General features: G+C 35.4%; 26 protein-coding genes. 14 read left to right on the top strand and 12 right to left on the bottom strand.

Translation table 11 applies throughout. The features are described from left to right. Positions 1 to 21 precede the first annotated feature (21 nt). From lptB to ACS8MM_RS06870, 4 genes are all read right to left on the bottom strand, one after another. A complete protein-coding gene (gene lptB, locus ACS8MM_RS06885) occupies positions 22 to 762 on the bottom strand; it encodes an LPS export ABC transporter ATP-binding protein (RefSeq protein ID WP_379714557.1) in 741 nt (246 codons plus the stop codon). Between the two features lie 119 nt (positions 763 to 881). After that, positions 882 to 1,232 carry a carboxymuconolactone decarboxylase family protein gene (locus ACS8MM_RS06880; protein WP_379714554.1) on the bottom strand — a complete coding sequence of 117 codons (351 nt, stop codon included), beginning with the start codon at positions 1,230 to 1,232 and terminating at the stop codon, positions 882 to 884. Further along, on the bottom strand, positions 1,207 to 2,037 hold the full coding sequence (gene tatC, locus ACS8MM_RS06875; protein ID WP_379714551.1) for a twin-arginine translocase subunit TatC: 831 nt from the start codon (positions 2,035 to 2,037) through the stop codon (positions 1,207 to 1,209). The genes ACS8MM_RS06880 and tatC overlap by 26 nt, the downstream gene beginning before the upstream one ends. A 1-nt stretch (position 2,038) precedes the next feature. Then, positions 2,039 to 3,004 carry a KpsF/GutQ family sugar-phosphate isomerase gene (locus ACS8MM_RS06870; RefSeq protein WP_379714548.1) on the bottom strand — a complete coding sequence of 322 codons (966 nt, stop codon included), beginning with the start codon at positions 3,002 to 3,004 and terminating at the stop codon, positions 2,039 to 2,041. Between the two features lie 83 nt (positions 3,005 to 3,087). On the opposite strand from ACS8MM_RS06870, the gene recQ reads away from it, so the two are divergent. Further along, a complete protein-coding gene (recQ, locus tag ACS8MM_RS06865; RefSeq protein ID WP_379714545.1) occupies positions 3,088 to 5,283 on the top strand; it encodes a DNA helicase RecQ in 2,196 nt (731 codons plus the stop codon). A gap of 60 nt (positions 5,284 to 5,343) precedes the next feature. On the opposite strand, the gene ACS8MM_RS06860 is transcribed toward recQ, so the two are convergent. Beyond that, positions 5,344 to 5,580, bottom strand: a complete 237-nt coding sequence (locus tag ACS8MM_RS06860) for a hypothetical protein (RefSeq protein WP_379714543.1) — start codon at positions 5,578 to 5,580, stop codon at positions 5,344 to 5,346. A 117-nt stretch (positions 5,581 to 5,697) separates the two neighbouring features. Here ACS8MM_RS06860 and ACS8MM_RS06855 point away from each other — a divergent pair, with 117 nt between their 5' ends. Further along, the gene (locus ACS8MM_RS06855; protein ID WP_379714541.1) at positions 5,698 to 7,260 is read left to right on the top strand and encodes an NAD(P)/FAD-dependent oxidoreductase; all 1,563 of its coding nucleotides are present in this window, start codon (positions 5,698 to 5,700) and stop codon (positions 7,258 to 7,260) included. A gap of 4 nt (positions 7,261 to 7,264) precedes the next feature. Here the strand turns inward: ACS8MM_RS06855 and ACS8MM_RS06850 are convergent, their stop codons facing one another. The 6 genes from ACS8MM_RS06850 to ACS8MM_RS06825 all read right to left on the bottom strand — a co-directional run bounded on the left by ACS8MM_RS06850 (position 7,265) and on the right by ACS8MM_RS06825 (position 13,220). Next, complete coding sequence (locus tag ACS8MM_RS06850; protein ID WP_379714538.1) at positions 7,265 to 7,972, bottom strand: sterol desaturase family protein; 708 nt, start codon at positions 7,970 to 7,972, stop codon at positions 7,265 to 7,267. Beyond that, a complete protein-coding gene (locus ACS8MM_RS06845; protein ID WP_379714536.1) occupies positions 7,972 to 9,222 on the bottom strand; it encodes a radical SAM protein in 1,251 nt (416 codons plus the stop codon). The genes ACS8MM_RS06850 and ACS8MM_RS06845 overlap by 1 nt, the downstream gene beginning before the upstream one ends. Further along, positions 9,215 to 10,900 (bottom strand): hypothetical protein, encoded by a 1,686-nt coding sequence (locus ACS8MM_RS06840; protein WP_379714534.1) that lies wholly within the window; start codon positions 10,898 to 10,900, stop codon positions 9,215 to 9,217. The genes ACS8MM_RS06845 and ACS8MM_RS06840 overlap by 8 nt, the downstream gene beginning before the upstream one ends. A gap of 138 nt (positions 10,901 to 11,038) precedes the next feature. Further along, positions 11,039 to 11,809 carry a 23S rRNA pseudouridine(2604) synthase RluF gene (gene rluF / locus ACS8MM_RS06835; RefSeq protein ID WP_379714532.1) on the bottom strand — a complete coding sequence of 257 codons (771 nt, stop codon included), beginning with the start codon at positions 11,807 to 11,809 and terminating at the stop codon, positions 11,039 to 11,041. A 78-nt stretch (positions 11,810 to 11,887) separates the two neighbouring features. Next, positions 11,888 to 12,376, bottom strand: a complete 489-nt coding sequence (gene ribH / locus ACS8MM_RS06830) for a 6,7-dimethyl-8-ribityllumazine synthase (RefSeq protein WP_379714529.1) — start codon at positions 12,374 to 12,376, stop codon at positions 11,888 to 11,890. A gap of 52 nt (positions 12,377 to 12,428) precedes the next feature. Beyond that, positions 12,429 to 13,220, bottom strand: coding sequence for a tetratricopeptide repeat protein (locus ACS8MM_RS06825; RefSeq protein ID WP_379714527.1), 792 nt, complete (start codon positions 13,218 to 13,220; stop codon positions 12,429 to 12,431). Between the two features lie 129 nt (positions 13,221 to 13,349). On the opposite strand from ACS8MM_RS06825, the gene recF reads away from it, so the two are divergent. The 10 genes from recF (at position 13,350) to ACS8MM_RS06775 (ending at position 22,079) form a co-directional block, all read left to right on the top strand. Continuing rightward, entirely contained in the window at positions 13,350 to 14,429 is a 1,080-nt protein-coding gene (gene recF, locus ACS8MM_RS06820; RefSeq protein WP_379714524.1) for a DNA replication/repair protein RecF, read from the top strand. A gap of 26 nt (positions 14,430 to 14,455) precedes the next feature. Then, the gene (gene trxA / locus ACS8MM_RS06815; protein WP_379714521.1) at positions 14,456 to 15,154 is read left to right on the top strand and encodes a thioredoxin; all 699 of its coding nucleotides are present in this window, start codon (positions 14,456 to 14,458) and stop codon (positions 15,152 to 15,154) included. Beyond that, positions 15,154 to 15,828, top strand: a complete 675-nt coding sequence (locus ACS8MM_RS06810) for a DUF2461 domain-containing protein (protein ID WP_379714519.1) — start codon at positions 15,154 to 15,156, stop codon at positions 15,826 to 15,828. Before trxA ends, ACS8MM_RS06810 begins: the two co-directional genes overlap by 1 nt. Before the next feature lie 41 nt (positions 15,829 to 15,869). Beyond that, the gene (gene murB / locus ACS8MM_RS06805) at positions 15,870 to 16,883 is read left to right on the top strand and encodes a UDP-N-acetylmuramate dehydrogenase (RefSeq protein WP_379714517.1); all 1,014 of its coding nucleotides are present in this window, start codon (positions 15,870 to 15,872) and stop codon (positions 16,881 to 16,883) included. Between the two features lie 15 nt (positions 16,884 to 16,898). Then, positions 16,899 to 17,495 (top strand): hypothetical protein, encoded by a 597-nt coding sequence (locus tag ACS8MM_RS06800; RefSeq protein ID WP_379714515.1) that lies wholly within the window; start codon positions 16,899 to 16,901, stop codon positions 17,493 to 17,495. 2 nt (positions 17,496 to 17,497) lie between these two features. After that, positions 17,498 to 18,118 carry an FMN-binding negative transcriptional regulator gene (locus ACS8MM_RS06795; protein ID WP_379714513.1) on the top strand — a complete coding sequence of 207 codons (621 nt, stop codon included), beginning with the start codon at positions 17,498 to 17,500 and terminating at the stop codon, positions 18,116 to 18,118. Between the two features lie 61 nt (positions 18,119 to 18,179). Then, complete coding sequence (locus tag ACS8MM_RS06790; protein ID WP_379714511.1) at positions 18,180 to 19,292, top strand: glycosyltransferase; 1,113 nt, start codon at positions 18,180 to 18,182, stop codon at positions 19,290 to 19,292. Next, positions 19,283 to 19,831 (top strand): RNA polymerase sigma factor, encoded by a 549-nt coding sequence (locus ACS8MM_RS06785; protein WP_379714509.1) that lies wholly within the window; start codon positions 19,283 to 19,285, stop codon positions 19,829 to 19,831. Before ACS8MM_RS06790 ends, ACS8MM_RS06785 begins: the two co-directional genes overlap by 10 nt. A gap of 63 nt (positions 19,832 to 19,894) precedes the next feature. Next, entirely contained in the window at positions 19,895 to 21,139 is a 1,245-nt protein-coding gene (locus ACS8MM_RS06780) for an MFS transporter (RefSeq protein WP_379714507.1), read from the top strand. 121 nt (positions 21,140 to 21,260) lie between these two features. Beyond that, positions 21,261 to 22,079 carry an energy transducer TonB gene (locus ACS8MM_RS06775; RefSeq protein ID WP_379714505.1) on the top strand — a complete coding sequence of 273 codons (819 nt, stop codon included), beginning with the start codon at positions 21,261 to 21,263 and terminating at the stop codon, positions 22,077 to 22,079. Positions 22,080 to 22,141: 62 nt separating this feature from the next. Here the strand turns inward: ACS8MM_RS06775 and ACS8MM_RS06770 are convergent, their stop codons facing one another. Further along, positions 22,142 to 22,933 carry a hypothetical protein gene (locus ACS8MM_RS06770; RefSeq protein WP_379714503.1) on the bottom strand — a complete coding sequence of 264 codons (792 nt, stop codon included), beginning with the start codon at positions 22,931 to 22,933 and terminating at the stop codon, positions 22,142 to 22,144. Between the two features lie 239 nt (positions 22,934 to 23,172). On the opposite strand from ACS8MM_RS06770, the gene lipA reads away from it, so the two are divergent. Both lipA and gap read left to right on the top strand, forming a co-directional pair. After that, positions 23,173 to 24,045 carry a lipoyl synthase gene (gene lipA / locus ACS8MM_RS06765; protein ID WP_379714501.1) on the top strand — a complete coding sequence of 291 codons (873 nt, stop codon included), beginning with the start codon at positions 23,173 to 23,175 and terminating at the stop codon, positions 24,043 to 24,045. Positions 24,046 to 24,073: 28 nt separating this feature from the next. Beyond that, positions 24,074 to 25,078: a type I glyceraldehyde-3-phosphate dehydrogenase gene (gene gap / locus ACS8MM_RS06760; RefSeq protein WP_379714498.1), complete on the top strand. Its 1,005-nt coding sequence runs from the start codon at positions 24,074 to 24,076 to the stop codon at positions 25,076 to 25,078. Positions 25,079 to 25,090: the final 12 nt, after the last annotated feature.

Here is a 25,090-nt window from a genome sequence, read left to right as displayed (position 1 = left end):
TCGCTTTTTACTTTTGAGTTGTTAAAACTCAATCTTAGTTCTTCTCAACTCAAAGTTTTGCCCTAGGTAAACACGGCGCACCATTTCGTCTTCTACTAATTCTTCAGGGACTCCAGCTTTCAAGATACCACCTTCAAACATTAAGTAGGTCTTATCAGTGATAGCAAGTGTTTCTTGAACGTTGTGATCAGTAATTAAAATTCCAATATTTTTATTCTTTAATTTAGCTACGATTCGTTGAATGTCTTCAACAGCTACGGGGTCAACACCTGCAAAAGGTTCATCCAAAAGAATGAATTTAGGGTCGGTTGCCAAACATCGGGCAATTTCTGTACGACGACGTTCACCTCCTGATAGTAAGTCACCACGATTGGTTCGAATATGTCCTAATGAAAATTCTTCAATTAAGGCTTCCATTTTTGCTTCTTGTTCGGCTTTGGTCAGATTGGTTAATTGTAAAACACTCATGATATTATCTTCAATACTCATTTTTCTGAAAACAGAAGCTTCCTGAGCCAGATAACCAATTCCGTTTTGAGCACGTTTGTACATCGGGAAATCAGTAATATTCATATCATCCAAATAAATATTTCCTGAATTCGGTTTTACCAAGCCTACAATCATATAGAATGAAGTGGTTTTTCCCGCACCATTTGGTCCTAATAAACCAACAATTTCACCTTGATTCACTTCAACCGAAATGCCTTTAACAACGGTTCTTTTTTTATAAGTCTTGATTAAATGATCAGCTCTTAATATCATTTTTTATGTTTCTAAGTTGTAAAGGAACTAAATTCCTTAGGTTTTACAAAGTAACGAATAACCGGATAAATCAATAACTGAATTAACAATTATTTATTTTGACTTACGTTGTGTTCGGGTTATTGTTTTGATTCTTCCAAAGCTTCCCAAAACTCATAAGCTCTTCTCAAGTGTGGAATCACAATGGTACCACCAACAAGAGTGGCTACACTCATGGCTTCCATCATTTCTTTGCGATTGATGCCTAATTTATAACAAGTTTCCAAATGGTATTTAATGCAATCGTCACAACGCAATACAGCAGAAGCTACTAATCCCAATAATTCTTTGGTTTTTACATCCAAGGCACCTTCAGCGTAAGTGTTGGTGTCCAAATTGAAAATGCGTTTGATGACTTTGTTGTCGTCAGCTAATAGTTTTTCGTTCATTTTTGAACGATAATCGTTAAACTCTTGTACTAAGTTGCTCATTTTTTTCTTGTTTTTTTACTACGAATTTAGAAATCAAGATGCTTATTTCATAGATTAAAAGCATCGGTACGGCTACAGTAACCTGACTCACAACATCTGGAGGTGTTACAATAGCGGCGATAATAAGAACGATAACTACGGCGTATTTTCGTGTGTTCTGTAAAAAGGTTGGTGTTACTAAACCTAATTTGGTCAGCAAATAAATGATGATAGGCAGTTCGAAAAATAAACCACCGGCAATCACCGATGTTTTGATCATACTGATGTAAGACTCCAAATTGAATTCGTTTTTAACTACTTCGCTGACAGAAAATGTGGCTACGAAATTAACCGACATCGGAACAATTACATAGTATCCGAAAAGAACTCCTATGAAAAACAAAAGAGAGGCTGTGAATACAAATACTTTGGCGTATTTGCGCTCCTTTTCATATAACGCCGGACTTATAAATTTCCAGATTTCCCATAAGATGTAAGGGAAACCCAAGATGAATCCTGCAGTAATACAAGTCCATACAAAAACATTGACTTGTCCTTCCATGCTGGTGTTTTGAATGGTGAAAGGTAGTTCTTCAATACAGATGGTTTCAGCAAAACCCAAGTAATGTGATGCATCGCAAAAGAAGCGATAGGTCACAAAATCGACTTTGGTAGGACCGAAAATAATTTCATTAAAAATATAATCAGAAACAAAATATACAGCAACTGCCAGTATTACAATTGCAATTGAACTTCTCACTAATAGCCATCTCAATTCTTCAAGATGGTCCAAAAAGGACATTTCACTTAAGTTTTTCTTCGCCATTTTATATGATTCCTTCTTTTAAAATATCGTGAATGTGTAGGATGCCAACATATTCGCTATCGTCTTCAACCACCATTTGAGTGATGGAAAAATCTTCCATAGTGTTGAACGCATCAACTACCATCGAGTTTAGTTGTACTGTTTTTGGATTGACAGTCATAATGTCTTTTGCAATCAATCCCGATATGGTTTCGTTTTTATTTAGCATTCTTCGGATATCACCATCAGTTATGATTCCTACAAGTTTTTTATCTTCGATAACAGCAGTAACACCTAAACGTTTTTCTGAAATTTCAACAATCACGTCTTTTATAGATGATGTTGGTGTGACCATTGGTTTGTGGGTTCTATCCAGCATGTCGCTAACCCGTAATAATAATTTCTTTCCTAATGCGCCGCCAGGATGATATTTTGCAAAATCATCACTTCTGAAATTGCGTAATTCCATTAAGCAAACGGCTACTGCATCTCCTAAAACTAATTGCGCAGTGGTGCTGTTTGTTGGTGCTAAGTTGTTAGGGCAGGATTCTTTTTCTACAAAGGCGTTCAAAACCAAGTCAGATTCTTTGCCTAAAAATGAAGTTAAATTGGCTGTCATTCCAATTAATGGATTGCCATATCGCTTTAATAACGGAACCAAGACTTTGATTTCTGGACTATTACCGCTTTTTGAAATGCAGATGACTACATCGTTAGGTTGTACCATGCCTAAATCTCCGTGAATGGCTTCGGCAGCATGTAAAAACATGCTTGGTGTTCCCGTCGAATTGAATGTGGCAACCATTTTTTGTGCAATTATAGCGCTTTTCCCAATTCCTGTTACGACAAGTCTTCCTTTGCTTTTGTAAATTAGTTCTACAGATTGTGCAAAGTCATCCGACAGGTAATTAACTAGTTGAGCCACCGATTCACTTTGCGATAAGATGGTGTTTTTGGCGCTGGCCAAAATATTTTCTTTTGATATCAAAACAGAAAAGTTTTAAATTTGTGTGTGAAAAAGAAATTTGTATCTTTATAAGTGCAAATTTATAAAAATACCTCGATTATAGAATGAATTCACACGAAATTGATATTCATAAGGAATTAAAAAAATATTTTGGTTTCGACCAGTTCAAAGGACTTCAGGAACAAGTGGTTCGAAGCATCGTTTCAGGGAAAAATACCTTTGTCATTATGCCGACAGGCGGTGGTAAGTCGTTGTGCTATCAATTGCCTGCGTTGATACAGGAAGGAACGGCAATTGTGGTTTCACCATTAATTGCTTTGATGAAAAATCAAGTGGATGCTTTACGTAGTTTAGGTTCTGAATTTGGAATTGCCCATGTTTTGAATTCGTCTTTGACTAAAACGGAAATCAATCAGGTGAAGAAAGATATTTCATCAGGATTGACAAAGTTGCTTTATGTGGCCCCAGAATCTTTAACAAAAGAAGAATATGTAGAGTTTCTACGTAATGAGAAATTGTCTTTTGTCGCTATTGATGAAGCGCATTGTATTTCGGAGTGGGGACACGATTTCAGACCGGAATACCGAAATCTAAGAAACATTATCAAAGCGTTAGGGGATATTCCGATTATTGGTTTGACAGCTACAGCTACCCCAAAGGTACAGGAGGACATTCTTAAAAACCTGGATATGCCCGATGCTAATACTTTCAAGGCATCGTTCAATAGACCAAATTTATTTTACGAAGTACGAACTAAAACTAAAAATGTAGAAGGTGATATTATTCGTTTTATTAAGCAGCACAAAGGGAAATCAGGAGTAATTTATTGTTTGTCACGTAAAAAAGTCGAAGAAATTGCCCAGGTTTTACAAGTTAATGGTGTTTCAGCTGTGCCTTATCATGCAGGTTTGGATGCAAAAACTAGAGCCAAGCATCAAGATATGTTTCTCATGGAAGATGTTGATGTTGTGGTGGCTACTATTGCTTTCGGAATGGGTATCGATAAGCCGGATGTGCGTTTTGTGATTCATCATGATATTCCTAAATCGTTGGAAAGTTACTATCAGGAAACTGGACGCGCCGGTAGAGATGGTGGTGAAGGGCATTGTTTGGCCTACTATTCGTATAAAGATGTTGAAAAGCTAGAAAAGTTTATGGCAGGAAAACCTGTTGCAGAACAGGAAGTTGGTTTTGCTTTGTTGCAAGAAGTAGTTTCTTATGCGGAAACCTCTATGTCTCGTCGTAAATTTCTACTTCATTATTTTGGAGAAGAATTCGACAACGAAACTGGTGAAGGAGGCGACATGGATGACAATGTTCGTAATCCTAAGAAAAAATCAGAAGCTAAAGATCAAGTGGTTATTCTATTGGAAACCATTCGAGATACAAAGGAATTATACAAACCGAAAGAGATTGTTTTGACGCTTATCGGCAAGTTAAATGCAACTATCAAGGCACACCGTACAGATGCTCAGAAGTTTTTTGGGAAAGGTAAAGATTTTGATGAAAAATTCTGGATGGCACTCATTCGACAAGTTTTAGTGGATGGATTGCTTTCGAAAGATATAGAGAGTTACGGTGTTTTGAAAGTGACTGAAAAAGGACATGATTTTGTCAAAAATCCGCAATCCTTTATGATGTCTGAAGATCATGAATATAGTGAAGCAGAAGATGAAGCTATTGTAACTGCAGCAAAGTCTTCGGGAACAGCGGATGAAGCTTTGATGACCATGCTAATCGATTTGCGAAAAAAAGTGGCTAAAAAATTAGGTGTTCCGCCGTTCGTGGTTTTTCAAGAGCCCTCATTAGAAGATATGGCACTGAAATATCCGGTTTCTATAGACGAATTGAGTAATGTTCATGGAGTTGGTGAAGGAAAAGCAAAAAAATACGGTAAGGAATTCGTAGAATTGATCGCAAGATATGTTGAGGACAATGATATCATGCGTCCGGATGATCTTGTCGTGAAATCAACGGGTGCAAATTCGGCTCTGAAATTGTATATTATTCAAAATATTGACCGAAAATTGCCTTTGGATGATATTGCCAAAGCTAAAGGGTTGGATATGGATACATTGTTGAAAGAAATGGAGCAAATTGTGTATTCAGGAACTAAATTGAACATCAAGTATTGGATTGATGATATTCTGGATGACGATCAACAAGAAGAAATTCATGAATATTTCATGGAATCGCATTCAGATAAAATCCAAGATGCTTTAGATGAGTTTGACGGAGATTATGATACCGAAGAATTGCGCTTAATGCGTATAAAGTTTATTAGTGAAGTAGCGAATTAATTTTATTTAATACTATATAATTAAATCTCAAGTATTCAATTTTGAAACTTGAGATTTTTTTTATTCAAAAAGTTCTCCTCGGTGGGGTTTTAAAGTGTCTCTGACCTGAATCATATTCTCATCACTAACGACCATATATGCAAGTGCATACATATCATTGATGATTTCAAAACCCGTAATGTTGATGGGGAATTGTTCAATTATAATGTATTCTTTCAAGTGAATTTCATGATGTTCTGCTGTTTTTGCAGCAGCTGGACCTCTGAAGTCCCAAATTAATTTGATTTTGCGTTCCATTTTAATATTGAAAGCTGTAAAGTTACAAAGGATTATGCTATTATGATGTCCTTATAAATTATTACTTTTGTCGTAAATTTATCAGAAGACTGCAATCTGAAAATACAATAATCCGAAATGCCAAAAGAATTACAAATACAAGTCGCTCCCGAAATTGCTGCTAATGTATTGCTGTTGAATCAGCACATTGCTAAATTGTTGCAAGTTTCCGAAGGAGAAATTCAAAAAGTGTCTGTCTTGAAACGTTCTATCGATGCACGACAGAAAGCAATTAAAATCAATATCAAAGCGAATGTATATTTTAAAGGTGAGTCTTTTATAGAAGAATTGATAGATTTACCCGATTATAAAAACGTATCCAATGCTCAAGAAGTTATTGTAGTTGGAGCAGGTCCTGCCGGTTTATTTGCAGCGTTACAACTCATAGAATTGGGGATTAAACCTATACTTGTAGAAAGAGGGAAGGATGTTCGAGGACGACGACGTGATTTAAAAGCGATTAATAGGGATCATATCGTAAATGAAGATTCTAATTATTGTTTTGGAGAAGGGGGAGCAGGAACCTATTCTGATGGGAAATTGTATACTCGTTCCAAAAAACGTGGCGATGTTGACCGGATTTTGCGATTATTAGTAGCCTTCGGAGCAACACCAGAAATTTTAGTCGAAGCTCATCCGCATATCGGAACGAATAAATTGCCTCAAATTATTCAGGATATTCGAGAAAAAATCAAAGAATTTGGTGGTGAAGTTTTATTTGAAACTCGCGTGACCGATATTCTTGTAAAGAATAATCAAGTCGAAGGAGTGATGATTCAAAATGGGACTATCATTAATGCAAAAAAAATTATTTTGGCTACGGGTCATTCGGCTCGTGATGTTTTTGAATTATTAGATCGAAAAAAGATACTGATTGAAGCAAAACCTTTTGCTTTGGGCGTTCGTGCAGAACATCCACAAAGTTTAATCGATAGTATTCAATATTCCTGTGATTTCAGAGGTGAATTTTTACCACCGGCACCCTATTCGATTGTGAAGCAAGTGAACGGTCGAGGAATGTATTCTTTCTGTATGTGCCCGGGTGGGGTTATTGCTCCATGTGCAACCAGTCCGGGAGAAGTAGTGACTAATGGTTGGTCACCATCTAAAAGAGATCAAGTTACTGCAAATTCAGGTATTGTAGTGGAATTAAAGTTGGAAGATTTTAAGCCTTTTGCTAAACATGGTGCACTGGCAGGAATGGAATTTCAAAAGGCAATTGAGCAAAAAGCATGGCATTTGGCAGGTGAAACTCAGAAAGTACCAGCACAACGGTTGGTTGACTTTACGCAAAGTAAAGTATCAGCGGATATACCTAAAACATCTTATGTGCCAGGGACAACCTCGGTTGAATTAGGACAGGTTTTTCCTGGATTCTTAACACAAATTATGCGCGAGGGCTTTCAGCAATTCGGAAAATCAATGAGAGGATATTATACGAACGAAGCTATATTGCACGCGCCTGAAAGCAGGACGTCTTCTCCGGTTCGTATTCCTCGTGACCCTTTCACGTTGGAACATTTAGAGATAAAAGGTTTGTATCCTTGCGGTGAAGGTGCAGGTTATGCTGGCGGAATTATTTCTGCTGCAATTGATGGCGAAAAATGCGCTATTGAGTGTGCTAAATTCCAAAATTCGTAACTTTTTACCTGTAGGTTTTCATTATTTTATCCCAGAACGTAAAGTATAGCCCGAAATTGTATTTTTCTTCCCGATGGTGTAATTCGTGATTTTCAGCTGTATTCTGTATGCCGTTTGACAATCCGGCAGATTGTATCTTATATCCTAAGTGTATTATGATGTTGTAAACAGTCACAATTGTGAAGAAGATAAGTAATGCCAGTGGATGTACAGGAATAATGAAGATAATCAATGGCATGATTCCAAGAGAAAGTAATGCTTCAACTGGGTGAAATGCAAAAGCACTCCATGGATTTAAGTTATGAGATTGATGATGTATTTTGTGGAATTGGTAGAAGAAAGATACACGATGCATAAGTGTATGAGTCCAGTAAAAGTAGCAATCATGAAGGCAAATCATGTAAAGAATACTTAAGATAAGATAGCAATAGCCTAATGGTTGTACTGAAGTATATATCGTTGTTAGTCCTCTGTTATACCAGTATAAAAGAAGGGAAGCTGATAGACCATAAATCAACATTGTGGATGTTGAAAGCAAAAATTCTTTTTTGAGTTGTTTTCTTTCAGGATATTCGGGTTGTATTTTATGTGTAGCTATTTTCTTGGTTTTCCAAATATAAAAAAGGAAATAGAAACCAGCAGCAATAGCATAAAATCGTAAAGCAAATAGAAATGCTCCAAAAATCCACTTATGTTCTTCTGTAAAAAACATCAGTTTGTATTATGATTAAATTTTTGACATCCATTTGATTTGAGGGATGTGAATACTACTGAAGAATCATCATAAACAAAGGAGCCACTTTTCTTTTGACAAAATGGACAGGCATTTGCTTCTCCCTCAGAATCTATATACAGACTTCTGTTGCCAGCTCCAGAGCAACCCATTTTTCTTTGATTGTATCCATGGTATGTAATTAAGGGGAAATCTTGGTATTTGGATGAATAATTCAATTTTAAATAGAATTCCTCCAGTAATTGAATTTGTTCTTCCTTTAAATCTACATCCATATTGGCATAATGACCAACGGCTCTTGGTTCCAAAAATTGAACAAAGGTTACTCCCAATTTTTTGGCTAATAACACATATTGCATTAGATTTTCAGGTGTTGTAAAACTTTTAGTTAAACAAATGGACAGTGCAACAGCTAAATTATTTTGAATGGCATTTTGCACAGCAGTTTCTACCCAAAAATAGGCGTCTTTAAATCCTCTAAATCGATTGTGCTCTTCCGGAATGAAATGATCCAAGCTGACGATAACTCCTTTTAATCCTGCATGTTTTAATTTTTTTGCATTTTCTGAAGTTAATTTGAATCCAGATGTTAAAACCCAAAAATCGGTTCCTTTTCTTGATTTTGCTATTAGTTCGATAATACAATCTATTTTTATTAGCGGTTCACCTCCCGAAAAGTGTATTAAAGCAACCCCAAGATTTTGTAGTTTTTCTATTGTTTGATGTAACTCTTCCTGAGAAAGTGTTTCTTTTTTGTTTAGATTGTCCCATTCGTAACAATGTTCGCATTGCAAAGCGCACTTTTTTGTAATGGAAACATAGGCATTAGTCAACCGATTACTTTTTTTAGAAAATGGAACGATGCGATTCATCTCTCCGGCGATAAAATTTTTAAATGTCTGACTTTTCCAACTCCATCCCGGTGTGTACAAACCCCAAAAGTAGGTTTTCTCAATTTGTGCAAGTTTTTGCAATCGGTGAGTTCCGATATTTTCACGTCTTTTTCTGTCTAATGCTAATGGAACTTTAACCCAAAGTACAGGGTTTTTGTAAGTTTTGATAGCTATGCTGAAGATGGTGAAGCGGAAAAATAATTCAATAATTTCTTTTTTAAACCCGAAAATGATCTTTTGTTGAATTTTTTTAGGAATAGGTAATCGTTTCGCATGAGTAATCTCATAAAGCAGATTCATTGAAGGAGAAATGAAATGATTTTTTCGACTATTCATGTTTAAAAACAATTTCGTTAATGTTTTTTTGTGTGATGAATTTGAAATATTCTTCTTCAGAAAATTCGGAAAGTCTCCCTGGTTCTCTAAATGTTTTCAATTCAGAAAAATGGGGTCGGTTGGTATAATTTCGAATGTATTCGTAATAGCCTTTGTTTTTTAAAAATACCGATTGATGATGTCTTTTTTTAGGGATTTTTGAACGGAACTTTACGGTGACTTCGTTTGTTGTTGAAGGTTGAATCAAATAATTTTGATCTGAATGGATGAGCAGATCTGTAACATCGGTTCCGTTTTCATCAATAGCTTCATTTGGTTGTAATGTTGAAATTGATACGGGATAATTTAAATTTTGATCCATGGCAATATAATCCACTTCCCAAAACATAAATCCAGTTTCTAACTTTAACTCTATTGTGGGTTCAGTAATGTCTTTAAATTCTATCGGGATAACTATATCTCTGAATGCCATTGGTCCAACTGGATTTATTTGTTCTATTAGTTTCCATTCGCCATTGGATTTGAGATATACCGAAAGAGGAATAGATTGATTGTTTCTCCAGTTTTCCAGTTCTTCTTTCGATGTTTTGCGTTGTTTTTCTTGAAAAGTTGTGAAGTAGCTTCCAAATTTTTCATTGAATTTACCATACAGATAATCAAACCAAAGCGTGTTCTTAGCGGAGAGTATTAGTTTTCCGTTCTCTGTAGCTTCTTTTTTGAAACTTAATTCCAAAGTGTTTATGCCTTTGTTGTTTGATTTAGAATCGAATAAATAGGTGTTGTGGTCTTTGTGTAATGCAGGCTGAAGAATCAAATTCTTTTGATTGCTTATTATTTTTTTTGGAGATAATTTTTGAGATATGGTTTGTATGCCACCTTTTTGATCTAATAGCACTTCGATGTTTTCAGGATGTTCAACTACAATTAGTTCTACAAGATCGGTTTGTTGTACTTCTTGTAATTCGTTAGTGATTTTTATTGAAAACTGATTGTTTTCATCAGGAACGCAATTAGGCAAAGGCAAATAATCGATTCTTTCTAGGTTAGGTAAAATAGCACCTGGATACATTTCGCCGGCAAAAGTGTATTCTTTTCCATTGTGGCTATAAACGAAAGGACAAGAGCTTTTAGTTGCTGCAATTATTATGGCGACTAATGCTAACGCAGCCAACGTACAACCTACAGCGTTTAAAACGGTTCTTTGAGTGTTAGGTTCGTATACTTCCATTAGGTAAATGTCAGAATAGGAAAGGTTTACGGGTTGCGATTCGTTAATTGTTTTATTGGTATAGAAATGAAGTTCTAACGTTTTATTGACTTTCGATTTGGTGTAACTCGCTGTTTTTTTTCCTTCTTTAATTGGGTATAAGTGATACTTTGGATCCACTGGCTCTACATCGGCTGATATGATTTTTTTTTCATCATCAAGGCTAACATTTGTAAGGTGTTTGATAGAACTGTTATCATGTAGGATAATATAACGCTGCTTTTTTGATGTTGCTGTTTTGTATTCTGAGGAAAAGTTTGTGTTACTAATTTGGGTTCTTTTCATACCATAATACGAACAGCTTATGGTGAGGTTCAAAATACAAAACGTAAAAAAATAAGCCAACGTCTTGTTGCTTTTTCTAAGCAGATGTAAAAGACTAGAAACGGATAATCTTTGTTTTGTTTTCATAACATTTAGCTTTTGTTTGTAAAATGTTAAAAATCAAAGATTTGAAGCAAGTAAAATTACGAAAAAAAATCCGGTTGCTCTTTTTTTTATTCAGAAAAAGTGGGTTAAGAATTTGGTAACTCTATATTGGAAACTAGCTTATTGTCTTCTATTTCCTCTATTTAAAATAGGTTTAGGTAAACTTGCTTCCTCCGTTTTACTAGACGGTGCGATTAAAGTATTCAATTCGTTTATTTCGGCATCCGATAAATCACGATAACGACCAACTGGTACGTCTAAAGAAATATTGATTATTCTGGTGCGTTTTAAAGCTGTAACCTCATAACCTAGGTATTCGCACATACGACGAATTTGTCGGTTCAAACCTTGTGTTAAAACGATTCGGAATACAGATTTGCTGACTTGTTCTACCTTACACTTTCTAGTTACTGTATCAAGAATTGGAACTCCATTTCCCATTCGGTCAATGAAACGATCAGTTATCGGCTTATTAACAGTGACGATATATTCTTTCTCGTGATTATTTCTTGCACGGAGTATTTTGTTGACGATATCACCATCATCTGTCATGAAAATCAATCCTTCGCTGGCTTTATCTAAACGTCCGATTGGGAAAATACGTTTCGGATAATTGATATAATCGACAATGTTGTTTTTGACACTTTGATTCGTAGTACATTCAATACCGACTGGTTTATTAAAAGCCAAATAAACTGGTTTGGAAGTTTTTTCACGAATTAATCTTCCATCGACACGAATTTCATCTTCCAATGAGACTTTGGTTCCTAATTCAGGTGTTTTTCCGTTTATGGTAATACGTCCCTGTTCCAAAAGCTTGTCGGCTTCACGACGTGAACAGTATCCGGTTTCGGAAAGGAATTTATTGATGCGTGTTTTATTTTCTTCCATTTTGCAAAGGTATTAAAAAAACTAAAACCTGCTTTAAATGCAGGCTTTGGTGATTTTATATAGTTTGAAGATTTTGAGTTATGCTTTTTTTCTAAGATCAGCCATTTTGATTGCGGCAATAGCAGCTTCTGTTCCTTTGTTTCCGTGTTTGCCACCACTGCGATCAATGGATTGTTGCATGGTGTTGTCTGTAAGTAAACAAAAAATAACGGGTACATCAGTTTGAATGTTCAAATCCTTGATCCCTTGAGTTACTCCTTCGCAAACGAATTCAAAATGCATGGTTTCGCCTTTGATAACACATCCGATTGTGATTACACAATCTACATTTTGTGTTTCAATCATTTTTTTGGCACCATAAATCAATTCAAAACTTCCCGGAACATTCCATCTGATAATGTTTTCTGGTAAAGTGCCACAGTCTAAAAGCGCTGCTTCTGCACCTTTGTATAATCCTTCTGTTATGGTTTCGTTCCATTCAGAAACAACAATCCCAAACCGAAAATCTTTCGCATTTGGGATTGTGTTTTTATCATAATTCGATAAATTTTTATTTTCTGTAGCCATTTTCTAAATTTAGAATGGTGAATTGAAAAAGAATTGTTCTAATTTCAATTTCTTATTGAGCTAGTCCGATTAAAGCATCGATGTTTTGAGCTTCTTGAACATCTTCAAATTTTTCTTTAATTTGAGTGAAATATTTTAAAGCGTCCTCTTTTTTACCTAATGATAAAGCCACTTGTCCTGCTTTTAATAAGAAACGAGGTGTTGTTACTTTGTTATTTGAGCTTTCAGCAGCTTTAACGTAATATTCCAAAGCTTCTTCCGGTTTGTTTAACTCAGATTTAGCATCTCCAATAAGTCCAATTGCATTAGCATTAACATATTGATCTTTTGTCGAGAAATCAGATAAATGAGAGATTGCTTTATCAAATTGCTTTGTGTTCAAATAAGCAACACCTGCATAATAGTTAGCTAAGTTTCCAGCATCGGTTCCAGCGTGGTTTTTGATGATGTCTAAGAAACCTTGTTTTCCTTCACCACCATTTAAGGCTAAATTGTAAAGAGAGTCATTGGTTTCAGGAGCGTCTACTGCTTGTTGGAAATATTTTTGTGCTTGGTACATGTCACTAGCCGCATTGTTTTCAGATGGACCAGCAACAAATTTCTGATACAATAAATAACCAGCTACAACAAGTGCAATTCCTCCTACAATTCCTAAAATAATATTTTGATTTTTAGCAACAAACTCTTCCGTTTTGGATGCTGTTTCGTCTAATGTGTTAAATACATTAGCGGTTGTACTGTCTTTTTCATCAACTTTGATGTCTTGTTCCAGATCAGCTACATTTTCTACATTCTCAGCTTCAGGTTTTGGAGCTTTGTATCCTCTTTTATTATAAGTTGCCATTTGTATTTTAATTAGTGAGGTGCAAAAATAAAATTTTTATTGAAAAACAAAACAAGTTTTCACTATATTTTTAATAATTTGCGAGCACTTTAGCAACTTTGATTGCAAACCCACAATCTGCAGTATTTTATGTACTTAAAAAAAATTTCAGCATTAAATTTTAAAAATTTTGAAGAAATTCATTTCGAGTTCGAGCAAAAGATCAATTGTTTTGTAGGAAGAAACGGTATAGGTAAAACCAATGTCCTTGATGCGATCTATCATTTGGCCTTCGGGAAAAGCTATTTTAATACTTTGGCGGTACAAAACATCAGACATGGGCAGGATTTTTTTGTTATTGATGGTGAGTTCGAAAAGCAAGGTCGCGCAGAGCAAATTTTATGTAGCCTCAAAAAGGGACAAAAAAAGATTCTGAAACGCAACGGTAAGTTATATGAAAAGTTTTCGGATCATTTGGGGTTTATTCCACTCGTAATTATTTCCCCAACAGATGCTGATTTGATTCGTGAAGGTAGTGAAACCAGACGTAAGTTCATGGATAGTGTTATTGCACAATTGGATGTGGTTTATCTACAGGATTTGATTCATTACCAAAAAATAATCATGCAGCGTAATGCATTATTAAAGTATTTTGCACTCAATCGTGTATTTGAATCTTCAACTTTGGAAATTTACAATGAGCAGCTTGATGCTCTTGGGACACGAATTTTTGCCAAAAGAAAGGAATTTCTAGATCAGTTTATTCCGATTTTTAATAGCTATTATCAAGATATTTCCAATTCGACTGAAAATGTACAATTAGTGTATGAAAGTCAATTACACAACCAAGGGTTATTGTCGCTTCTTCAGGAAAATAGTGCGAAAGATAGAGCATTGCAATATACCAGTGTTGGGGTTCATAAGGATGATCTTTTGTTTGAAATTGAAGGTTTTTCCATTAAGAAATTTGGTTCCCAAGGCCAACAAAAATCATTCTTGATTGCTTTGAAATTGGCGCAGTTTGAATTTGTGAAAAAACAAAGTGGTGAAAAACCAATTCTACTTTTTGATGATATTTTTGATAAACTAGATGAAATACGTGTTTCTAAAATTATTTCAATGGTTGACAACGATCAATTCGGTCAGTTGTTTATTTCGGATACGCATCCAGAACGTACAGAAAACATTGTAAAGCAGACGCATCAGAGCTACAAGATTTTCAATATTTAATTATCTTAGCATAAATTTTTTAACCTATGAAAAATACAATTATCATTTTTTTATACTTAGTATCAGTGACTTTAACTGGTTGTAAAGGGCAAACGGATAAGTCGGTAACCGATTTGGATCCTAAAGCTTTTACAGAGAAAATTGGAGTTACTAAAGGGGCGCAGGTTTTGGATGTTAGAACTCCTGAAGAATTCAATGGTCAGCATTTGGATAATGCAGTCAATATTAATATTAATAATTCTGCTTTTGACAAAGAAGTAGCACAGTTGGATAAAAACAAGCCAGTTTTTGTGTATTGTCTTGCTGGCGGTAGGAGTTCAAAGGCGGCTAATCATTTGACTGAGTTGGGATTTAAAGAAGTCTACAATATGGAAGGCGGAATTACCAAATGGAATGCTTTGGGTTTAGGAAAGCCGGCACCAAATGCTAATGGAATGTCACTGGATGAATATAAAAAAATAACGCAATCGGATAAAAAAGTCTTAATCGATTTTTATGCGGAATGGTGCGGTCCTTGTAAAAAAATGGCACCGTATATGGAAAAAATGAAGGCGGAAATGAAAGGTGACTTAGTAATTGTTAAAATTGACGCCGATAAAAATCAATTATTAGCGCAACAACTTAAAATCGAAGGATTGCCTACACTTATTTTATATAAAAAAGGTGAGGAAATTTGGAAGAATCTTGGATATATCAGTGAGGAAGATTTAAAAAAGAAATTATAATGTTTACTAAAGAAGCGATTCAATTTCTGGAGGATTTAAAAAATAATAATGCCACCGAATGGATGCATGACAATAAAAAACGGTATGAGTCTTATAAAAAGGATTATCATCAGTTAATTACTTCCGTGCTTCAAGAAATGAAACCTTTGGATCCGTCTCTAGACCAATTGGAGGTTAAAAATTGTACTTTTCGTATCAATAGAGATATTCGTTTTTCGAAAGATAAATCACCGTATAAAACCAACATGGGCATTTGGATGACGACCAATCGTAACCGAAAAAACAGTGCTGGATACTACGTGCATTACGAAAAGGGAAATTCGTTTGTGGCTGGTGGAATATGGTGTCCTGAAGCTAGTGATTTAAAGAAGATCAGAAAGGAAATTGCTTTCTTTTATGAGGATTTGGAAAAAGTAGTGGAAGATTCCAGTTTCAAAAAAGAATTCGGGGCCATTGATGTAGAGGAAGGCAATATGTTGAAGTCGGCACCTAAAGGTTATGATTCAAATCATCCTGCTATTGATTTTTTGAAACTGAAAAGTTTTACTGTTTCCCAAAAAATAGACGACGCATTGTTTTTAGATAAAGATTTTGCCCGAAAAATTGCCCAAAAACTGATTGTAATCAAGCCTTTGAATGATTTCTTAAATCGCGGATTAGAAACGGAAGAATAAACTCTTTTATCAATTTTATAATTTACAATTCATACAATTTCATGGAAATTCAATATAATTTTTCCCTAAAAAAACACAACACTTTTGGAATCGATGCCAAAGCAAAAGAATTTGTTGCAGTGCATTCTGTTTCGGAACTAAAAGAAATTTTGGAACAAAATAGCGCTAAGAAAAAGTTTGTTTTGGGTGGTGGAAGTAATATGCTTTTAACGCAAGATGTAGATGCTTTGGTGATTCATATCGATTTAAAAGGGAAAAAAGTAATCAAAGAAGACGATGATTTTGTGTGGGTTGAAGGTCAGGCGGGTGAAAACTGGCACGAATTTGTGCTTTGGAATATTGATCATAATTTCGGTGGACTAGAGAACATGTCTTTAATTCCCGGAAATGTGGGAACTACACCAGTTCAAAATATTGGTGCGTATGGTGCTGAAATCAAAGATACTTTTATATCCTGTGATGCGATTAATATTGCTACACAAGAAATGAAAACCTTTACGAAAGAAGAATGCAATTTTGGTTACCGCGAAAGTATTTTTAAACATGAAGCGAAAGATCAGTATATCATCACTTCGGTTGTGTTTAAGTTAACCAAACACAATCATAAAATTAATATTTCCTACGGAGATATTACAAAGGAATTAGAAAAACAAAATGTGGCTGAAGCCTCGATTAAAGATGTGAGTAACGCCGTAATTGCGATACGTCAAAGCAAATTGCCTGATCCGAAAGAATTAGGAAATAGTGGAAGTTTCTTTAAAAATCCAATCATAACTCGAGAGCATTTTGAAAAAGTGCATGCCCAATTTCCTCACATGAAATATTATGAAATTTCTCCAACAGAAGTGAAAGTGCCGGCCGGATGGTTAATTGAAGAAGCTGGATTCAAAGGAATGCGTATTGGCGATGCTGGAGTGCATAAAAATCAAGCTTTGGTATTGGTGAATTATGGTAATGCCACCGGACAGGAAATTGTGAATCTTTCTAAAGAAATTCAAAAAACGATTTTTGAAAAATATACCATTGCTATCGAAGCAGAGGTGAATGTGATTTGAATTTTTTAAAACCCGATGATGAAAAAAATAGCTTTTCTGATTGCCTTAATGTTTGTGTCGTTTGAAGGTTTTTCTCAAACAGTGACTTATGAAGATTTTAAAGCATTGATTCCTTTTGTTGAAAATGAAAGTTATAAGGAAGTGTTTGAAAAATCTAATGAAATTTTGGATAAAACATTAGACGATTCTTCGGATTTAAGAGGGATTGTTTCCTATATGAATTTATATGCTTTGGCAGGAATGGTTACAATTGATCAGATGAATTACGATGATTTTGTTAAGCATTCTAAAAAATTTATTGGAAAAAGATTGGTCATGCCGGCACATCCTTGTGTGTCGTCAGAGGAAAAAGCCTCAAATTCAATCCAGTTTAGTGAAGAAGATGGAAAGCAAAAAGCGAGTGTGATTACTTTTAACAAAAAAAGGGTTAGCATTCTTTTCTTTGAATATTTTTATTTTTCAGAAAAACTAAATCCTCAAGATTATATTGGTAAAAATGTAAGATCAGGAGGAATATTGGAAAAAATAGAGACTAATCCGAATAAATCCAAAATCTGGATTGCCAGATTGCGTATGAAGGAATCTTTTGCAAGAACAATGACACCGCGATAATTATGTACATTCCTGATTTATACTTAAACGAAAATCAAGTAGAAATTGAACAGTTTCTAAACGAAAATGGCTTTGCAATTCTTGTGAATCAAACTAATGGTAAGCTTTGGGGAACGCACACCCCTTTGTTTTTAGAAACGACTTCAAAAGGAAATAAAATCTTGGGTGGACATATTTCAAAAGCTAATCCTCAAGCTGAAAATTTTACCGAAGGAGATGAAGTATTGGCTATTTTTAGTGGTCCGCATACCTACATTTCCTCGTCTTGGTATGATCATGAAAATGTGCCTACTTGGAATTACATTGCGGTTCATGTATATGGAAAACTTAGATTGCTTAATTATGAGGAATCGGTTGCTTCTTTGGCGAAGTTGGTGAATAAGTATGAGGAAAACCAGGAAAATCCTGTTAAAGTAGAAGAGCTGTCGGAAACGACAATGCTTCAAGCGCGTGGAATTTTGGCGTTCGAAATTGATATTACCGATTTACAAGCGGTTAAAAAGATGTCACAAAATCGTGACGATAAAAACTATAAGAACATTATAACGCATCTCGAAAAATCAAATAAAACAGACGATCGTCAAGTCGCTGAAGAAATGAGGAAAAACAGAACAAATCTCTAAAAGGATTACTGCAATCTGTTAACTTTTTTATTACCTTTGCGCCACAATTTTAATGTGGTTTATGGAGCAGTTTTTACTTGTTTTACTTTTCGTTTTTCTAGCAGTAGTAGCCATTCAGGCGTTATATTACCTGTTGGTTTTTGGTAAATTTTCTTTTGCCAAAAATGAAAAAATTGCACCTAAACATCTTTCGGTTTCGGTAATTGTTTGTGCCAAAAACGAACAAAAGAACATTGAAGAATATCTTCCGTTGTTACTGAATCAAAATTATCCAAACTATGAAGTGGTCATTATCGATGATGCTTCTAGTGATGATACTATTGCACTTATTGAAGAATTTCAAACCAAACATTCCAATTTGAAATTGGTTAAGGTTGAAAACAACGAAGCGTTTTGGGGAAATAAAAAATTTGCGTTAACCTTAGGAATTAAGGCAGCAACCAAAGAATATTTGTTGTTTACGGATGCCGATTGTTATCCAGCTTCCACCGAATGGATTGCCGAGATGACGTCTCATTTTACCATGCATAAAACATTTGTTTTGGGATACGGTGCTTATGAAAAAGACAGTGGTTTCTTGAATAAATTAATCCGATTCGAAACATTGTTAACCGCAACTCAATATTTTGGTTGGGCAAAAATTGGTAAACCGTATATGGGTGTTGGTCGCAATTTAGCCTACAAAAGAGAAGAGTTTTTTAGAGTAAACGGGTTTGTTAATCACATGAAAATACGTTCAGGTGATGATGATTTGTTCGTTAATGAGGCAGCTACAAAGTCTAAAACGGCAATTTCTTTCGATCCGGATGGTTTTACGTATTCAAAAGCAAAAGAAAGTTTTGGAGAATGGTTCATGCAAAAACGCCGCCATGCTTCAACAGCAAAATATTACAAAGGTTTTGATAAGGCGCAATTAGGGTTGTTTTATTGTACACAATTGTTGTTTTTTATCCTTCCAATTCCACTTTTGTCTTTACAGTTTGAATGGATTGTGGTTTTAGGTGCTATTGTCTTTCGTTATTTGGCTTCTTGGATTTCTTTAGGATTCTCTGCTGGTAAACTAGATGAAAAAGACGTAATGTATTGGTATCCTCTTTTAGAAATAATTCTTATCTTCACACAATTAAACGTGTTTTTTAGAAACATTTTGTCAAAACCTGTTACTTGGAAATAAAGCATTACATTGATAAAGCCATTCGAGGCGACCAAGTAGCATTTACCTATTTGCTGGACAAATATTGGAATGAAGTCTATGGTTTTATGTTGCAACGGACCGAAAATGAAACCGATGCAGAGGATATTGCTATAGAAACGTTTTCAAAAGCTTTTGATAAAATTGCTACCTACAATCCCGAATACCAATTCAATACTTGGTTAATTGCTATTGCTAAAAATGTGCATATTGACTTGTTGCGTAAGAAAAAATCATCTTTATTTATCGATATTACCGATGAAGAAGATGATATCGCTTATGGAATTGCCGATGATTCGCCATCTGCAGAAGATCAAATTATTACGGAGCAAAATCTAAATCGATTGCTTCAGTTTATCAAAGAATTAAAGCCTGCTTACCAAGAAGTAATTCAAATGCGCTATTTTCAAGAAATGAGTTACCAGGAAATTGCCGACGAATTGAACGAGCCACTTAATAATGTTAAAATTAAATTACTTCGGGCAAAAAAATTATTGGCGGAAATTATATCGAAAGGATAAATTTCAAAACCAAATTCCGTTTCTCAAGTTTGAATTTTTATCTTTGGCCAAAAACCAAAAAAGATGCAAACTTTCTCTAACCAAGAAAAACTCAAACACTTATTTTCTTTACCAGTTATCGTAGCTGCCTTAGGCTATTTTGTTGATATTTACGATTTATTACTCTTTGGTATTGTCCGAGTACCTAGTCTAAAAGCTTTGGAGCTCAATCCTGATGTTGCAGGTACTTTAATCATGAGCTACCAAATGTTTGGTTTGCTTATCGGTGGAATTCTCTGGGGTGTTTTAGGGGATAAAAAAGGTAGGCTTTCTGTATTGTTTGGTTCTATAATAGTGTATTCATTAGCGAATATCGCCTGTGGTTTTTTGCCGTATTTCCCTTTTGAAGATAAAACAATGGTATATGCTGTATTGCGTTTTATCGCGGGTATTGGCCTAGCTGGTGAATTAGGTGCGGGTATCACCTTGGTTTCAGAATCCTTGCCAAAAGAATTGCGTGCTATTGGAACTTCCATTGTGGCGGGTTTTGGATTGATGGGTGCTGTAGTGGCGCAACTTTCTGTTGAATTGGCGGGTAGCTGGACAACTGCTTATTTCATTGGTGGAACTCTGGGGTTGCTGTTGTTATTCTTAAGAGTAGGTGTAGTGGAATCGGGTATTTATAAAGATGTAGAAAAGCAAGAGAATGTTGCTAAAGGTAATTTCTTTTCTTTTTTTACCAACAGAGAACGATTCATCCGTTATTTAAAATGCGTAGCTATAGGTTTGCCAACCTGGTTTTGTATCGGGATTTTAGCTCAAATGGCGAATCAGTTTGCGCCAGAATTGGGTATTGATAATTTAGTTCCAGGGAAAGCCATTATGTGGGGGTATGTGGGGATTTCTGTTGGAGATTTTTTAAGTGGCTTTATTTCTCATGCTTTGCATTCTCGAAAAAAAGCGATTTTTTATATGATGCTGTTTACTATTGTTGGTGTGCTATTGATGTTGTATGGAGGAACTAATTCAGAAGGATGGTATTATTTCTTTTGTTGTTGGTTGGGCTTGGGAACGGGGTATTGGGCAATGTTTGTGACGGTTGCGGCAGAACAATTTGGAACCAATATTCGTAGTACTGCTACTACAACAATTCCAAATATGGTGCGCGGTTTGCTACCGGCTATGCTTTTTGGCTTTGGATTTTTCAAAGAAGATTACGGAGTGATTGTTGCGGCAACTATTGTGGGTGCAATCGCTTTTGCCTTAGGTATTTACGCAACTTTGACGGTTAAGGAAACGCATGGAAAAGATCTTGATTTTATTGAATAAATAGTGATTTTACTAAAAATTTATAAATAATTTAACTTTTAACTAATTTTTGGCATGATATTTTCATGTGGTTAACGTAATCAGTAAAAGATTATTAATTAACCTATAAATACCGAAAATTATGTCTAAGCTAAACATTAACAAAGCCGAGTGGTTAGAACTCGTTTTTGAAGGAAAAAACAAAGAGTACGGAGCGTACCAATTGAGAAAAGAACAAGGAGCTACAACAACGAAAGCATTTTTTAGTGCTTTGGTTTTTCTTGCAGGATTAGCAATGTTGCCAATTTTATTTAGTTCTTTTACTGATGATGTTATTCCAGAAAAACCCATTGATGTCATTGATGATGAAATAAGGGTTACAAAGTGGGAAGAGCCTAAAGAAGATATTTTGCCATTTATTAAACAACCAAAAGAGTCTTCTTCTCAAGCGCCTATAACTACCGAGACATTAACCAATCCTGTGGTTGTTAATGCAGAAGTTGCTCCGGATACAGAATATACAAAACCTGAAGATGTCGGGAAAGAAACAACTAATGATCCTAATGCTGTAGCTGGGTCAGGAACCTCTAATACAACTGGTCAAGGAAATGCACTTGTAGAGACGCCAGTTGATAACGGAACTTTAATTGCAACTCCTTCTATGGTTGAAAAAAATCCTCTTTTCCCTGGTGGAATTGATGAGTTTTTAAGAATTGTGGGAAATCGTTTCAGAACACCTGAATTGGATGAAGAAAGAACAGTTCGTGTTGTGGTTTTCTTTGTAGTGGAAAAAGACGGAAGTCTTACCAATATAACTGTACCTAAAAATCCGGGCCATGGACTCGATGCAGAAGCTATCCGTGTGCTAAAATCGATTAAAACGAAATGGGAACCTGGAGTTTACAGAGGTCAACCGGTTAGAACACAATATTCATTGCCGATTGTAGTGAAATTGCAATAAGATCTAAACACCAATTGTAAAAGCCATTCTTTTCGCTAGAATTGAATGGCTTTTTTTGTGTTTTATTCTGACCAATAGGTCAAGTTAACTATGATGTTTCCGTTTGAATTTTCAAGACTTTCTGATAGTGTAACATCTGTTGATGAAGTACCACTCCAATATCCGTTATAAGAATCGAATCGGTATGTTCCAGCTGGAAGGTTTTCAAAGCAGTTGCCTTCTTGGTTGGTTGGGTAAATGTATTCACCAGTAGCAAGGTTTTGTGCCCAAAATCCGTGTAAATCATCTCCTGGAACCGGATTGCCTTGGTAATCTACAGTCTGAATACATACGTTGAATACTTTAATCGTTTGTTTTAGGTTTTGAATGGTGTTGATTACTTCAATAGCTCTCGTGTCTTGCGCATTCAAAACAGCTGTTACTTGTGGTAAAAGATCTAAAGCAGTAGTGTTATTGTTATTGTTCAACGCTTCTTCAATTTGATAGGTAAGTCTAATTAATTCGTCGTTTAAATTGATCAAGTCTGCAGTTAAAGCGTTGATAGGTTGTGAACTGAAAGGAATGACTGATACGTTTTTTGCTTCATTGACATAATAATCGGTGTCATCTACATTATTTTGAACTGAATTGATTTGATCCATCATTTTAGTGTTGAATAATACGGCATTCGGATTGCCAATTATCGCAATTTCTTTTGTTAATTGATTTACCGCTGTTTTAGATGTAACGACACTGGTTCTGATGCTTTCTGTCGATTCTATTGCCGAATTTAAATGGTGTTGGGCTGACTGAGCAATAGCTTGTGCGAAAGACAATGTTGTTAGTGCAACAACAAAGAATGTAATTTTTTTCATAATAAAATATATTAAATTTCTTACAAAAATAACATAATTCTTATCCAAATTATATTGTTTTGATTTTACCATTGTATTAATTTTTATTTTATATTTTGTTTGGATTTGAAGTGTCTTGAGTAGAAGAAAATTAATGTTTACAGATAATATTGAACAGAAAGTCAAAAAAATCATAAAAATAGACTGTCTACTGATTAATCATCAATCTTTCCATATCTTTGCAATGCAAAATTGTTTTTATGGAAACAGCTACACAATCAAACATATTACCTACCGGAAAACCAAAATGGTTGAAGGTTAAATTGCCAATTGGTGAAAAATACACTGAACTCAGAGGATTGGTTGATAAATACAAACTGAATACTATCTGTACTTCGGGAAGTTGCCCAAATATGGGAGAATGTTGGGGTGAGGGAACTGCTACCTTTATGATTCTCGGTAATGTGTGCACGCGTTCGTGTGGTTTTTGTGGTGTTAAAACGGGTCGTCCTGAGGATGTCGAGTGGGATGAACCCGAAAAAGTTGCCCGTTCTATTAAAATCATGAAAATTAAACATGCGGTTATTACTAGTGTAGATCGTGATGATTTAAAAGATATGGGTTCTATTATCTGGTTGGAAACGGTTAAAGCTATCCGTAGAATGAATCCTGAAACGACATTAGAAACGTTGATTCCTGATTTTCAAGGAGTAGAGCGCATAATTGATCGTATTGTCGAGGCAAATCCAGAGGTTGTTTCACATAACATGGAAACTGTTCGACGTTTAACTCGTGAAGTGCGTATTCAGGCAAAATACGACCGCAGTTTAGCGGTTTTGAAATATTTGAAAGAGCAAGGTATTCGTAGAACTAAATCCGGCATCATGTTGGGATTGGGTGAAACGGAAGAAGAGGTTATACAGACCATGAAAGATTTGCGCGAGGCCAATGTGGATATCGTTACTATCGGTCAGTACTTACAGCCAAGTAAAAAACATCTTCCAGTTAAAGAGTTCATCACGCCAGAACAATTTGCAAAATATGAGCAAATCGGTAAGGAATTAGGATTCCGTCACGTGGAAAGTGGCGCATTGGTTCGTTCTTCTTACCATGCCCAAAAGCACATTCTTTAATTAGTTCAATACTGAATTTCATACGTAAATGAGTCAAAAAACACGCATTGCTATTAATGGTTTTGGCCGTATCGGAAGAAATCTATTCCGCTTGTTGTTGAATCATCCTACCATTGAAGTGGTGGCTATAAATGATATAGCCGATAATAGAACAATGGCTCATTTGTTGAAATACGATAGTATACATGGTGTTTTGCCTTTGTCCGTTTCGTATGATGAAACTTCAATAATAGTTGCCGATAAAAAATATGCCTTCTTTCATGAAAAAGAGATCAACGCGCTAAATTGGAAGGATTTATCTATTGATTTGGTTGTTGAATCTACAGGTAAATTTTTAAAATACAATCTGGCAGAACAACATTTGAAATCGGGAGCCAAGAAAGTGGTGCTTTCTGCGCCACCCGAAGACGATTCAATTAAAACGGTCGTTTTGGGCGTTAATGAACATATACTTGACGGAACGGAAAAGATTGTTTCGAACGCAAGTTGTACGACCAATAATGCTGCTCCAATGATTAAAGTTATTCAGGATCTTTGCGGTATTGAACAAGCTTACATAACCACAGTTCATTCGTATACAACCGATCAAAGTTTACACGATCAACCTCATAAAGATTTGCGTCGCGCTCGCGGTGCAGCACAGTCTATTGTGCCAACGACAACTGGTGCAGCAAAAGCATTGACCAAAATTTTTCCAGAATTGGATAGTAAAATGGGAGGCTGTGGTATTCGTGTACCGGTTCCAGATGGTTCTTTAACGGATATTACTTTTAATGTCAAAAACGAAGTTACTATAGAGCAAATTAATACGGCTTTTAAAATAGCTTCAGAAGGCAGTCTCAAAGGAATTCTAGCCTATACCGAAGATCCGATCGTCTCCGTTGATATTTTAGGGAATCAACATTCCTGTGTGTTTGATGCACAACTGACCTCCGTGATCGATAGAATGGTTAAGGTTGTAGGTTGGTATGATAATGAAATTGGTTATTCCTCACGAATTATTGATTTAATTGACCACTTTAACAAAAAATAAGTATATTTAGGG

This window comes from Flavobacterium sp. MAHUQ-57 (assembly GCF_051908335.1).
Lineage (GTDB): Bacteria > Bacteroidota > Bacteroidia > Flavobacteriales > Flavobacteriaceae > Flavobacterium.
Note: the sequence above shows the minus strand (reverse complement) of the source record. Positions and strands in the feature narration are given on the sequence as shown.